Origin of the sequence: Heliomicrobium undosum (assembly GCF_009877425.1) — a bacterium.
GTDB classification, from domain to species: Bacteria; Bacillota; Desulfitobacteriia; order Heliobacteriales; family Heliobacteriaceae; genus Heliomicrobium; species Heliomicrobium undosum.
In genome coordinates this window covers 17380-31113 of sequence record NZ_WXEY01000001.1, presented here as the reverse complement: position 1 = coordinate 31113, position 13734 = coordinate 17380, and the positions used below count along the sequence as shown (strand labels likewise).

At 59.7% G+C, this 13734-nt stretch carries 13 protein-coding genes; all 13 read left to right on the top strand.

What is annotated here, in order from left to right:
• Positions 1-36: 36 nt before the first annotated feature.
• The 13 genes from GTO91_RS00150 to GTO91_RS00090 all read left to right on the top strand — a co-directional run bounded on the left by GTO91_RS00150 (position 37) and on the right by GTO91_RS00090 (position 13728).
• Positions 37-753, top strand: coding sequence for a hypothetical protein (locus tag GTO91_RS00150; RefSeq protein ID WP_161253045.1), 717 nt, complete (start codon positions 37-39; stop codon positions 751-753).
• Positions 754-861: 108 nt separating this feature from the next.
• The gene (locus tag GTO91_RS00145; RefSeq protein WP_161253042.1) at positions 862-2445 is read left to right on the top strand and encodes a phytoene desaturase family protein; all 1584 of its coding nucleotides are present in this window, start codon (positions 862-864) and stop codon (positions 2443-2445) included.
• 236 nt (positions 2446-2681) lie between these two features.
• Complete coding sequence (locus tag GTO91_RS00140; RefSeq protein ID WP_012282994.1) at positions 2682-3134, top strand: ACT domain-containing protein; 453 nt, start codon at positions 2682-2684, stop codon at positions 3132-3134.
• Positions 3135-3173: 39 nt separating this feature from the next.
• The gene (locus GTO91_RS00135) at positions 3174-4463 is read left to right on the top strand and encodes a homoserine dehydrogenase (RefSeq protein ID WP_161253039.1); all 1290 of its coding nucleotides are present in this window, start codon (positions 3174-3176) and stop codon (positions 4461-4463) included.
• Between the two features lie 22 nt (positions 4464-4485).
• On the top strand, positions 4486-5535 hold the full coding sequence (gene thrC / locus GTO91_RS00130) for a threonine synthase (protein WP_161253036.1): 1050 nt from the start codon (positions 4486-4488) through the stop codon (positions 5533-5535).
• Between the two features lie 2 nt (positions 5536-5537).
• Positions 5538-6464 carry a homoserine kinase gene (gene thrB / locus GTO91_RS00125; protein ID WP_161253032.1) on the top strand — a complete coding sequence of 309 codons (927 nt, stop codon included), beginning with the start codon at positions 5538-5540 and terminating at the stop codon, positions 6462-6464.
• Between the two features lie 165 nt (positions 6465-6629).
• The gene (locus GTO91_RS00120) at positions 6630-7883 is read left to right on the top strand and encodes an aspartate kinase (protein WP_161253029.1); all 1254 of its coding nucleotides are present in this window, start codon (positions 6630-6632) and stop codon (positions 7881-7883) included.
• Between the two features lie 248 nt (positions 7884-8131).
• Entirely contained in the window at positions 8132-8713 is a 582-nt protein-coding gene (locus GTO91_RS00115; RefSeq protein WP_161253026.1) for an RNA polymerase sigma factor, read from the top strand.
• Positions 8710-9390, top strand: coding sequence for an anti-sigma factor (locus GTO91_RS00110; protein ID WP_161253024.1), 681 nt, complete (start codon positions 8710-8712; stop codon positions 9388-9390). Before GTO91_RS00115 ends, GTO91_RS00110 begins: the two co-directional genes overlap by 4 nt.
• A gap of 49 nt (positions 9391-9439) precedes the next feature.
• On the top strand, positions 9440-10933 hold the full coding sequence (locus GTO91_RS00105) for a polymer-forming cytoskeletal protein (RefSeq protein WP_235918872.1): 1494 nt from the start codon (positions 9440-9442) through the stop codon (positions 10931-10933).
• A gap of 144 nt (positions 10934-11077) precedes the next feature.
• Entirely contained in the window at positions 11078-11782 is a 705-nt protein-coding gene (locus tag GTO91_RS00100) for a spore coat protein (protein WP_161253019.1), read from the top strand.
• 183 nt (positions 11783-11965) lie between these two features.
• Positions 11966-13207, top strand: a complete 1242-nt coding sequence (locus GTO91_RS00095) for an aspartate aminotransferase family protein (RefSeq protein WP_161253016.1) — start codon at positions 11966-11968, stop codon at positions 13205-13207.
• 86 nt (positions 13208-13293) lie between these two features.
• Positions 13294-13728 (top strand): aromatase/cyclase, encoded by a 435-nt coding sequence (locus GTO91_RS00090; RefSeq protein ID WP_161253011.1) that lies wholly within the window; start codon positions 13294-13296, stop codon positions 13726-13728.
• Positions 13729-13734: the final 6 nt, after the last annotated feature.

The window sequence follows — 13734 nt, the reverse complement described above, 5'->3', positions numbered from 1 at the left end:
AAAATCGATCAGAATCGCCGGGGGAGGAGGGGGAAGATGCAAAAAACGCCGCTTCTCAAAGTGGGGTTGTATGTCTGGTTGGCGGTTCTATCACTGACACTGCCCTTCCTCTTCGTCACGCCGTCGCAGGCCTTCGAGACCTTCTTTCCTGCCCACCGGTTCACATCCATCCGGTCTGACGCGCCGGTGCTGCCTTTAGACCGGAGCACGCGCATTTATGGAAGGCTCTTTCACGCCGGGCAGACGGACTACTTCACTGTTCACGGGCAAAGCGGCGACGAATTGCGCCTGGAGATGGCCGTTCCGCAACTGGATGGATTGGAGAAGTTTCGTCCTTCCATTGCTGTCATCGGCCCGGGCTTGCCAATGGATGCTCGCGACGGCGCCTACTTCACCGTCCCTAACGGCCTTGGCGCCCATGTGATTGAGCCGGCGGCGCGGGAACGCGACTTCGATGACGCCGTGTCCGGCGCCCGGTTCTGGCTGACCCAAGCCTTTCAGTTCCGTCTTCCTGCCGAAGCCGACTACTACATCGCTGTCTTTGACAAGTCGGGGGAGCGGGGAAAATATGTCCTCCACCTCGGTCTGCCGGAGGAAACAGGCATCTTGACCGCCTTCCAGCGCCCGATCCAGTTTTTCGAGATCCGGGCATGGTATCATCCGACGCAACTGTTGGCGGTCACCGCCCTGGCGGTGATGGCTGTCGCTGTTTTTTTCGCCGGTTGGCTGGGGCGAAAGAGAAAAGCCGGGTGAACATAAATAGGACGATCGTCCTATTTCCAGGCATTGCATATGTCTGATGAATTTGCTATTTTATAAATAATGATAACGATTATTAAGTTTGATTTTGGGGTGAAAGATATGGGAAATGGTTTTAGGGAAAACCCCGCCAAAGATTCCCTGAAGGAATCGGCAAAAGACGTTAATGGAAAAAAAGCGCTCGTCATCGGCGCCGGCGCCGGCGGGTTGAGCGCAGCCGTCCGTTTGGCCTATCAGGGCTGGGACGTGACCGTTCTTGAGAAGGAAGCCGCCCCCTGCGGTCGACTCGGCGCCATCGAAGAGGCAGGATACACCATCGACATCGGCCCCACCATCATGATGATGGATGATGTCTTCCGCGAGTTTTTTGCCGAGGTGGGCCGGAACATTGAAGATTATGTAGAATTGGTCCGCCTGAACCCCTTGTACCGGCTCAACTACCAGGACGGCACTGTTCTTGCCCTGCCGAGCGACATGAAGGCGTTGCTCGATGAGATCCGCCGCATCAACCCCGACGATGTGGACGGGTACCTGCGATTCCTTTCCCAAATCCACAGCCGTTACATGGCGGCGCGCAAGAAGTTTATCGAAAAGCCTTTGAACAAGTTGGAAGAGTTTTTGACCGTCGACACGCTCACCGGCATGGTGCAGTTGAAGACGCTGAACAACATGTATGCCGATATCAGCCGCTTCATCAAAGATGAGCGACTGCGTATCGCCCTCACCTTCCAGTCCATCTACCTGGGGATTTCACCCTTTGACGCCCCCTCGATCTACACGATCATCGCCTACGTGGAGCATGGCGTCAGCGGCGTCTGGTACCCGAAAGGGGGCATGAACGCCATCGGCAAGGCCCTCGTCCGCTTGCTCGACGAGTTCGGAGGCAATCTGCGGCTGAACGCGGCGGTCCAATCCATCCTTATCGAAGGCGGTCGGGCGTGCGGCGTGCGCCTGGCCGGCGGTGAAGAACTCTATGCTGATGTGGTCATCTCCAACGTCGACTTCCCCACATCCATGGAGACGCTGATCGCGCCGGAGCACAGGGGCAAGTACACCCCCAAAAAGCTGGAGAGCATGACCAACTCCTGCGGCGCCCTGATGTTTTACCTCGGCGTCAACCGCCGCTACGAGAATCTGGACGTACATAACATCTACTTTACCCGCGACTACAAAGAGACCTTGGACCAGATCTTTGAAGAGGGCATCCTGCCTGACGATCCTGCCATCTACCTGTACGCGCCGACGCGGATCGATCCGTCGGTGGCGCCGGAGAACAAGGAAGTCATCTATGTGCTTGTCCCCGTGCCTAACCTGACCAGTGGCGTAGAGTGGGAGAAAGAACTGCCGCGCTACCGGGAAAAGGTGATGACCAAACTGGAACAGGCAGACCTTCCCGGCCTGCGGGGGCACATCGAATTTGAAAAAGTCTACACGCCCCACACCTTCCAACAGCGCTTTAACCTCTACCAGGGCGCTGCCTTTGGTCTAGCGCCGACGCTGCTCCAGTCGGGGTATTTCCGTCCCCATATCTCCTCCGATGAGGTGGAGAACCTCTACTTTGTCGGCGCCAGCGTCCACCCCGGCGGCGGCGTGCCCGTCGTCATGACCTGTGGCAAATTAGCTGCCGATCTCATCCTGAAGGATAGCGGCGATCAGGCCGTACGGTGGCCGAAAACGGCAGTGTAATCCGCGCTGCGCCCTCCGTAAGAAGCCTGTAACATAAGTTGTGGTAACAAATGGGGCTCCCCATCTCCGGGAGAGCCTCATTTTTATTCAAGTGATTCTGGAAAGTAGGCCTCACAAGCCGGCGCAAGAGGAAATTGTATGAATCTTCATATTGGGGTTGCCGAACAGCCGATAAAACCGATATAATGTCTACCATACAGAGAAACATTCCTCCCCAGATGGACAGAGGTGAAATCATGAACGATGGGGGAAAGCGTTTCTACCTGGTCGACGGAGACATCCTCCCAGAAGCGATCCTGAAGACGGCCTTGGTCAACGAGATGCTGGCCAAGGGCGAGGTGACCAAGGTGAGCGAAGCTGTCGAAAAGGTGGGTCTCAGCCGGAGCGCCTACTATAAATACAAGGATGGCGTTCTGCCTTTTCGGGAACCTGGACGGTCCAACATCGTATCGGTCAGCCTGCTGCTCGAACACCACCCCGGCATCCTCTCGCGGGTGCTGAACACGGTGGCGGCGATGGAGGGCAACATCCTAACGATCAACCAGTCGGTTCCGGAAAAAGGCCTTGCGCCTGTGGCTTTTGTGTTGGACAGGAGCCGGATGTCCGTCGACCTGCCGCGGCTATTGGCCGAACTGAGGCAGTTGACAGGCGTCCGCAGCGCCCAACTGGTGGGCAGCGAAGAGGAATAGACAGCGGAACAAGTGAGAGGAATAAGTGAGGTGCATCCGATGAAACAACCCATCATGGTCGGTCTGCTCGGTCTGGGAACGGTCGGGGGCGGAACGCTGCGCATCCTGCAAAACCGGGTGGAGGATATCGCCCAGCGGCTCGGCCGGCCGGTGCAGGTCAAAAAGGTGCTCGTCCGCAACCTGCAAAAACCGCGCCCTGTTGTCGTCGATCCCGCCCTGTTGACAGACAATCCCGCCGACATCCTGGAAGACCCCGAGATCTCCATCGTCGTCGAACTCATGGGAGGCATTCATCCCGCCCTTGATTATATCAAATCGGCCCTGAAAGCGGGCAAGAACGTCGTCACCGCCAACAAGGACCTGATGGCCGTCCATGGCCGGGAACTTTTCGAACTGGCCGACGCCAAGGAACTGGACCTGGAATTCGAAGCCTCTGTCGCCGGCGGCATCCCCATCATCCGCCCCCTCAAGGTCTGCCTGACCGCCAACCGGATTGAAGAGTTAAAGGGCATCATCAACGGCACGACCAACTTCATCCTGACGAAGATGACCCAGGAAGGCAGCGACTTCGGCGAGGTGCTGAAGGAAGCCCAAGCCCTGGGCTACGCCGAAGCAGACCCGACGGCCGACGTGGAAGGTCTCGACGCCGCCCGCAAGCTGGCCATCCTCGCCTCCATCGCTTTCAACTCGCGGATCACACTGAACGACGTGTATGTCGAGGGGATCACCAAGGTGACGGCCCGCGATATCCAATACGCCCGACAGATGGGCTATACGATCAAACTGCTCGGCATCGCCAAGGAGATCGAAGGCAAGGTGGAGGCCCGCGTCCACCCGGCCATGATCCCGGACTGCCATCCCCTGGCCGCCGTCAACGACGCCTTTAACGCCATCTTCGTCAAGGGCGACGCTGTCGGCGAGACGATGTTCTACGGCCGCGGCGCCGGCGACATGCCGACGGGCAGCGCCGTCGTCGGCGATATCATCGATGTGGCCCGCAACATCATCAACGGCCATACGGGCCGCATCTCCTGCACCTGCTACCACCAGAAGCCGGTCCGCCCCATCGGCGAGATCGTGTGCAAATACTTCCTGCGCCTAGTGGTGACGGAGAAGCCCGGCGTCCTCGCCTCCATCGCCGGCGTCTTCGGCGACCAGGGCGTCAGCATCCAGACCCTGATCCAGCAGGAGACGATCGGCGACAGCGCCGAGATCGTGCTGGTCACCCACCCCGTCCAGGAAGACAATCTGCAGAAGGCGCTAAACATCCTGTCTGATATGCCGATCGTCGAGCGCGTCGGCAGCGTAATCCGCGTCGAACGCGGCTGAATCAGCGAGAGGAGAACATAGTATGAATAGGCAAGGCATCATTCCGACATTCAAAGACTTTCTGCCGGTGACCGAAAAGACGCCCATGGTGTCGCTCTGCGAGGGCAACACGCCCCTTATCGCGGCGCCGCGGCTTTCCCAACAAATCGGCGCTGAACTCTACTTCAAATACGAAGGCCTCAATCCGACCGGTTCCTTCAAGGACCGGGGCATGGTCATGGCTGTCGCCAAGGCGGTTGAAGAGGGCGCCCAGGCGATCATGTGCGCCTCGACGGGCAACACCTCCGCTGCCGCCGCCGCTTATGCCGCCCGCTGCGGCATCAAGTGCATTGTGATCATCCCGGAAGGCAAGATCGCCCTCGGCAAACTGGCCCAGGCGCTGATCTACGGCGCCAAGGTCATCGCCATCGAAGGCAACTTCGACGAAGCCCTGAAGATCGTCCGCGATATCTGCGCCAAACACCCCATCACCCTGGTCAACTCGGTCAACCCCTACCGGATCGAAGGGCAGAAGACGGCCGCCTTCGAGGTCTGCCAGCAACTGGGCGACGCGCCCGACTACCTGGCCATCCCTGTCGGCAACGCCGGCAACATTACCGCCTACTGGAAGGGCTTTGTCGAGTGGAAAGCAGCCGGCAAGGTGGACAAGACCCCCAAGATGATCGGATTTGAGGCGGAAGGCGCCGCTGCCATCGTCTTTGACCGGGTCATTGAAAAACCGGAAACGGTGGCTACGGCCATCCGCATCGGCAACCCCGCCTCCTGGCAGGGCGCCGTGGCGGCAGCCCGCGACTCCGGCGGCTTTATCGATTATGTGACTGACGAAGAGATCCTCGAGGCTTACCGCCTGCTCGCTTCTCAGGAAGGCATCTTCTGCGAACCGGCGTCGGCCGCTTCCCTGGCCGGCGTGATTAAAAAGCGCAAGGCCGGTGTGCTGCCCGAAGGGGCGAAGATCGTCTGCGTCCTCACCGGCCACGGCTTGAAAGACCCTGACAATGCGATCAAAACGGTGTCCGGCGGCCCGATCATGGTGCCGGCCACAGAAGAGGCTGTTCTGCGGGAGGTTTTTTAACCATGCGAGAAGCCGCCTCTCCCACGGTGCGGGTGATCGTCCCGGCGACGACGGCCAACCTGGGGCCCGGTTTTGACACCCTGGGCATGGCCCTGGATCTATACAACTATGTGGAACTGACGGAAACGGGCGAGGGCTTTGTCGTCGACGTGGAGGGGGAGGGCGCGGCCAGCATCCCCAGAAACGAGACGAACATCGTCTTGCGCGTTGTCCGCCAGGTGTACGACCTGGCCGGGCGGACGCCGGCCGGGCTGCGGCTCAAACTGATCAATGAGATTCCGGTGGCGCGGGGCCTTGGCTCCTCGGCGGCGGCGCTGGTCGGCGGCGCCGTGGCGGCCAACGAGCTCTGCGGCAACCGGCTCAGCGACCAGGAGATCCTGGAGATCGTCACCGGCTTTGAAGGCCACCCCGACAACGTGGCGCCGGCGCTCTTCGGCGGCGTCGTCGTCTCGGCCATGATCGCCGAAGGCGACCGGACCGAGGTGGTCAGCCGCAAGATCCCGCCGCCCTACGGGATGCGCGCCATCGTCGCCATCCCCGACTTTCCCCTGGCCACCAAGAAAGCGCGCAACGCCTTGCCGCCGCAGGTGCCCTTCAAGGACGCCGTCTTCAACGTGTCGCGCACGAGCATGGTCATCATGGCCTTCATCCATAACGACTGGGACTTGCTGGCAAAGGTGATGGAAGACCGCCTGCACCAGCCTTACCGGGAACCGCTGATTCCCGGCATGGGCGATGTCTTCGCCGCCGCCCGGGAGGCGGGCGCGCTGGCGGCCGTGCTCAGCGGCGCCGGTCCGACGCTGATCGCCTTCGCTCGGGAGAACACGGCGGAAGTGGCCAAGGCGATGGAAGAAACCTTCGCCCGCCACGGTGTTTCCTGTGTGACGAAAGAATTAAAACCCTGCGCCGTCGGCGCAAAGGTGATATAATCGACCACATGGATCGACAAAAAGAGAGAACCGTTCCAGGCAACGGCTGGATATAATGTACTACATCGCGAAGCAAATCTTTTTTCTTTTTCTTTCACCCATTTCAACCTTTTTTGTTCGTCAATTTTTCATGATCTTTTGGATTGAGTAAGGAAGTGAACCGAGTTGGCCATCGTTGTACAAAAGTTCGGGGGTTCCTCTGTCGCCAACCCTGAACGGATCAAGCGGGTTGCCCGCCGGGTCGTGGAGACGAAAGAGGCAGGCAACCAGGTCGTCGTGATCGTGTCGGCCATGGGGGACAGCACCGATGACCTGATTGATCTCGCCAGGCAGATCACGGACAAGCCGAAGGCCCGCGAAATGGACATGCTCCTGGCTACAGGAGAACAGGTGTCCATCGCCTTGCTGGCCATGGCCATCGATAAGCTGGGTCATTCCGTCCTTTCCCTGACCGGCCCGCAGGTGGGCATTTTGACGGAACACGTCCATGGCAAGGCGAAGATCCTGGACGTCAACCCCGAGCGGCTCCGTCTGGAACTCGACGCCGACAACATCGTCATCGTCGCCGGTTTCCAGGGCGCCACGGAGACAGGCGAGATCACCACGCTCGGTCGCGGCGGCTCCGATACGACGGCGGTGGCTGTAGCGGCAGCGCTGAAGGCCGATGTATGCGAGATTTTCACCGACGTGGACGGCGTCTATACGACCGACCCCCGCGTCGTGTCCAATGCGCGCAAGCTTAAACAGATCACCTACGACGAGATGCTCGAACTGGCCAGCCTGGGCGCTCAGGTGCTCCATCCCCGGTCGGTCGAGGTGGGCAAGGAATACAACGTGCCCATTCATGTGCGGTCCAGCTTCAATCACAACCCCGGAACCATCGTGCAGGAGGTCGTTGACGAAATGGAAAAAGATATGATGGTCAGAGGCGTCGCTTATGACCTGAATGTGGCGAAAATCGGACTCTTTGACGTGCCCGACAAGCCGGGTGTGGCCCGCGCGCTCTTTAAGGCTCTGGCCGAACGGCGTGTGAACGTGGACATGATCATCCAGAGCGCCATGCGCGATGACAAGAACGACATCGCCTTCACCGTCGGCAAGGACGAACTGGAACTGGCCGTCGAGGTCGTCAAGGAAGTCAACGAGGCCATCGGCGCCGGCGGGCTCACCTATGACGCCGATCTGGCCAAAGTGTCCATCGTCGGCGCCGGCATGGTCAGCCGTCCCGGCGTGGCCGCCATGATGTTCGAGGCGCTCGCCGACGAGGGCATCAACATCGACATGATCGCCACCTCGGAGATCAAGGTCTCCTGTGTCGTCAGCGCTTCCGACGCGAAGCGCGCCGTCCAGGCCATCCACAAGGCCTTTGAACTGGAAGGCGACGTGGCCGCCAATGACGAGGGATTCAAGGCGGGTTGATCACTGGACTAAGCACTCGCGAAACTGTTTCGAATACATGAAGAAGACCAAAAGCCTTTCCCGGTTGCAAAAACTGGGAAAGGCTTTTTTTCGTTTTTCTTGAAGGGTAATTGGCGGTGGTTTTCGTCAAAACCTACAGAAGCGAAAAAACTGCGCTTCACCGGCCGGTTCTCGGTTTTCAAATGCTTCAGGAATGGGATAAGTTATCAAACGCTTCAGGGGCTGGGGAAGGGGGGATGCCTGCGCAGATGGAAGAAAAATGGAATGACGCCCTGATCGACCGTTGCCGCAACGGAGACAGGGAGGCGCTGGGCATCCTCCTGGAAGGGCTGCAGAAGCCGATCTACAACCTGTGCTATCGTCTGCTGAATCACCGGGAGGACGCCAGGGATGCGGCCCAGGAGGTGCTCATCCGGATATGCAGGAGCCTGTCCCAGTTCCGGGGCCAGTCCCGTTTTTCCACCTGGGCCTACCGGCTGGCCACGAACCACTGCATCGACCGGATGCGCCGGAATAAGCCGACTGCCCTTTCGCTGGAACAGGACCCCGCAGGCATACGAGCCGCCGAATCGACGGGTCCGCCTGATCCGGCGGCGTCAGCGGTGATCGTCAGGGAAAGGGCGGAACGGGTGCGGGAAGCGGTGGCGTCCCTGCCGGAACACTACCGGGTCGTTATCGCCCTGTATCATCTCGATGAATTGAGTTACTCCGAGATTGCCGATGTGTTGAATGTGCCGAAAAAAACGGTGGAGACAAGGCTCTACCGGGCGAAGTCCCTGCTGCGGGAATCCTTGCGCGATCTGGCGGAGAAAGGAGGCGACTTGCTGTGAATGGCTGTGAAAAAATACGACCGCTGCTGTCGGCTTACGCCGATGGTCAATTGAGCCGAACAGAGGAGGAGCGGGTGCGATTACACCTGCAGCACTGCCCGGACTGTGCGCAGGAGGTCCGTGAATGGACGGATTTTGATCTGCTGTTGCAGGATGCATTGGCCTTGGAGGCGCCTCCGCCGGGGATGCTCAACAGCGTATGGGCTGTGCTGGAAGAGGATCGACGGTTGGAAAACCAACAGAATGCAAGACGTGAGAATATCTCTCTGATTCCGTCAGAGCCCGATTATTCTTTCTTCGACTTTCTGTCGCGGCAGGCGCTGATCGCCGCCGGTTGGGCGGGGGGCGTGGCGTTAGTCGCCCTGGTGCTCTTTGGTGTTTGGCCCGAAGGATTCAAAAATCTACTTGCTCAATACCCGCAAATTACCCTGCTGGCGCAGGAACCGGGAGCGCTCGTCGAGCGCTGGCTTCAGTCGGGGGAAGCGACTTTCCTATACCGGATGGGGAGATCGATAGAGAGCGTCCGCCATGTCTATGGGATGATCGTCGATTTTTATGGCGCCGCCTTCTTGACGAAACTCCCCATCTGGGGCCTTTTAGCCCTTGCAACCCCGCTTATCGCGTGGTTCTGGCGGCGTCAGATCTCGCAAAACGGCGGGGAAGGCGATATGACGTAAAACAAACACGCTGAAAAAAAACCGATTTTATTAGGAGGATGTGGCGGTGATGCGACGACTTTGGTCCATATTGAAATGGTTGCTGCTGGTCATTTTTCTTATCGGGGCCGGCGCTCTTGCCGGGATCGCGGCGAGCCAGACCTGGCAGCATGGTGTCCCCTGGAACTCGCGGTATGAGACGGCTTCCCCTCCCTGGAATGCAGGCCCTGGATTGGATCGAGACAGCGCCCGTGTTGATGCGATGAATCTCCCCACCTTGCACGTTCGCCGCGGCGAGCAGCGCGACAGCATCCAGGAACCGGCATCCCGTGTGGTTGTTGAAGGGGGGCAGGTGATCGGCCCTGTCTCCGCTCGGGAGGTTCGACTGGAAGACCGTGCTGTCGTCAATGGCGCCGTGTCAGCCGAGTATGGCGTCACCATTGTGGGCGCTCAGGCGCGCGCCGATGTGACGGCCCGGGAGGTTCGCATTTTCCGAGACTCCGTGCAGGAGGAGAACCGCCGTTTCGGTCAGGTCCGCAGACATTTCGACGGGCCGGAAGCCGAAGTGGCCGGCAATGTGAAGGCGCAGCACGTGACAAACGCTCCCGGCACGATCATCTCCGGTTCGGTTATCACCGACGGGCAGGCCGAACTGGCCGGCGTCGTCAACGGTGATGTGACGGCCCGCAACGTCATCCTGAAGGCGACGGCGCAGATCAAAGGAAACATTCGCAGCGGCGCCGATACGATCGTGATGGAACCGGGGGCGCAGGTCTTCGGGCGGATCACCGGCCCGGAAGGGCAGGGTGTGCGAATCGTTGCCGGCGCCGTGACGCCGGAGGACGCTGCAGCCCTTGACCGCTCTTATGGTCCGCCGTTAACCCCACGTTCTGATAACTCCCCGCAAGTGGTCGTCCGTGAGCAGGGAGGCTTTGCCTACGGGATCTTCTTTTGGATCCCGGTCCTGATCGGTCTGCTGGCGCTTTCCTTTATCGCGTACAGCTTCCTGCGGGAAGATGCGGAAGAGGCGGCTGACGCTATCCTTTTGCAGCCCCTTCGCAACATCTGGATCGGCTTTTTGACGATTCTCGCTTTGGGACCGCTGGTGGCGCTCAGCGCCGTAACCATCATCGGCATCCCTGTGGCAGTGGGGCTGGCCGTGACCGCCCTCGCGGCGGCGATCGTCGGTTGGACGGCGGGCTCGCTCGTCGTGGGACGCCGCGTGGCCATGAATCTCGGGCGCTGGCAGGTTCCCGGCGTGATCGGCGAGGTGTTGATCGGCGCCTTTTTGCTGGCCCACCTCGGTTGGGTGCCTCTTATCGGCTGGCTGATCCTCCTGGCGATAACCCTGATGGGCTTCGGCGCAGTCGTGCGCTCCTGGTACCCGCGATTCCGCGACCAGTGGCGGCGATGGCGGAAGGAACGGAAGCAACAAAGGGAACAACAGGATCGCAAAGAATCGGGATCCGCCAAAGAAGATTCGACTGCCGGTGACGAGGCCGCGCGCGAAGCCTCCGGTGACGTGGATGAAGTCGAAGTGAACGCTTCAGCGCAAAAGGAGTAGAGGCGAGCACGGAAGGCGCAGTTTCCACATGGATTCCCCGAAACAGGCCCGCCAATTCCATTGGATACCAAACATCCCTCTGCATGAGTTCCGGCGCTGTGGGAAAGTCTAAAGCCGGACATTCATCAAGGAGGGACTTGCGGTATGCAACATCAGGGACAACATGTGTACGGCTCTTCAGTGAACGCCTTCGGGACAAACATGGGTGCCGGCATTGGCGGTGCGATGGCAACCGGCGGCGCGACAGGCGTGGGCATGCGGATGAATATGGGCGGCGGCGGGCAGCAGCAGTTTGGCGCCCATGAGGTATTGATGGTCCATGAGGTCCTTCAGGACTCCATCGACGGGATCAACCAGTTCGAACTCTATCGCCCCCATGTGAAGGATTCGCAACTGGCCCGGATCTTGGATAACCAGATTCAGTTCATGCGCACCTGTTATCAGAATACAGTCAACTATCTACACCACAAAGGGGCGCCCAGCGCCGTTCCCTACCGGATGCCCCGCACGTCGAGCCCCAACTACGGGCTGCGCAACCCCCAACCGCAAACACCGAACAACTCGGTGAACGAGATGGATGACCGGGATGTGGCTTCGGGGATGATGGGTTGCGCGAAGGCTTCTGCGATTCTTCATACCCAAGCGGCGCTCGAATGTGCTGATCCGACGTTGCGGGCCATGATGACCAGTTCGGCCCAGTCCAGCATCAATCAGGCCTACGAGATCTTCCAGTTTATGAACCAGCGCGGCATGTACCAGGTGCCGACGATGCCGGACAAGACGACGAACAACTTCCTCAACTCCTACCAGTCGCCTCAGGGCATGGGCATGCAGATGCAAATGCAGTAGGCCATTTTGCCGAATCCGTCCCAAAAAAATTTCCCTGAAAAGCGTCCCGGAAAAGCCGTTCTGCGGCTTCGCCGGGACCTTTTCTTTTTTGGGCCAAAGGAATTGCATATCATCTCATGGCTTGTTCACGACGGAATATATATTCACATAGGAAAAAGTTGCCCGATCGGAGGGGGTTGTTTGATGGCAAGCGTCATGGAGGCCTATGAACGCCATATCAACCCGGCGGCGGCGCGCCTGTTCCGCTTGATGGGGATGGGTTCCACGGCTGTGCGGGCGGAAGGCTGCTATGTCTATGATGAACAGGGGCGGGAATACATCGACTTTCTGGGCAATTTCGGCGTTCTCAGCCTGGGGCACCGCCATCCCCGGATCATCGCTTCTGTGTTGGAACAGTTAAACGGTTTGGCCCAAACGGCGCGGTTCCTTCTGGATAAGCCGGCGGCGAGCCTTGCTGAAGCCTTGGCCGGCATTACTCCGGGTGATCTGCAGTACTGTTTCTTTTGCAATTCCGGCGCCGAGGCGGTCGAGGCGGCCATCAAAATCGCCCGCCTGGCCACGGGGAAAAGCGGTTTTATCGCAACGATCAACGGCTTTCACGGCAAGACCTTCGGCGCCTTGAGCGTTTCCGGGCGTGAGCCATTCCGGGCGCCCTTTCTCCCCCTTTTGCCCCGGGTCATCCATGTTCCCTTCGGCGACGCGGCGGCATTCGAGAAGGCGCTGGGGGAAGACCCGGATATCGCCGCTTTTATCGTAGAGCCCGTTCAAGGGGAAGGCGGTGTGAACGTGCCCCCGCGAGGGTACCTGAAGGAGGTGGAGGCCCTTTGCCGGCAGGCGGGGGTTCTCCTGATCGCTGATGAGGTGCAGACAGGTCTTGGACGTACGGGGAGGCTCTTCGCCTGTGATGAAGAGGGGGTCGTCCCCGACCTGCTCTGCCTGGCCAAGGCGCTCGGCGGCGGCGTCATGCCCATCGGCGCCGTGGTGGGTCGGCCCGCTGTCTGGGAGGCGCTCTCCGACCATCCCTGGCTGCATACGAGCACCTTCGGCGGAAACCCCTTGGCTTGCGCCGCCGCTCTGGCCGCCATCGAGGTCACCATCGAAGAGGATCTCATGGGACATGCGCGCCAGAAAGGCGACTGGCTCTTGAGCCGGTTGAAGGAACTGGCGAGCCGGCATGAGCGGGTGATCGCCGACGTCCGCGGCCGGGGGCTTTTGATCGGGATGGAGTTGACGAAGGAAGGCGCCGGTGGTTGGATTATCAGCCGGATGGTGGAGGAGCGGATCATCGTCGGATATACGCTGAACAATCCCCGGGTGATCCGGTTGGAACCGCCCTTGAACGTGCCCCGGGAGGCGCTGGAGCGGGTTTTTGCCGTGCTGGAGCGGGCGGTCAGAGAAGCGGAGGAGTTCGTTGAAGACCTGTAGTGGTACATACGATCGTTCCTCGCGGAGGTGAGCCGGGAAGAACGAAGCGGGAAAGCAAAGATGAAGGGAAGGAAGGAGCGGTCCTGATGCCTTTCGTGGAGGAAAGCCTGTGGATCAGAGGAACCGTGCGCGACGTTTACGCTTTGGCCAGCCGGATGGAGGATTATCCCTTGTTTATGCAAGATGTTCGCTCCGTCCGGATCGTCGAGCGCGGTGACGGTTTTACCTTGACCGATTGGGAGACCGACGCCGACGGGCGGATCTTTCGTTGGCGTGAACGAGACGAGTTCTACCCTGATGAGGGGAAGATCGTCTACCGGCAGGTGAGCGGCGATGTGAAACGCTTTGAAGGGGAGTGGCGATTTCAAGCAACTGAAGGCGGCTGCCATGTGACGCTGACCGTCGATTTCGATCTGGGCATCCCCATGCTGGGGCCCTTACTACATCCCCTATTGGTGAAAAAGGTGAGAGAGAACTCCCGGTCTATGCTCCTGGCCATCAAGGAAAAAATCGAAGGGTAGACAACA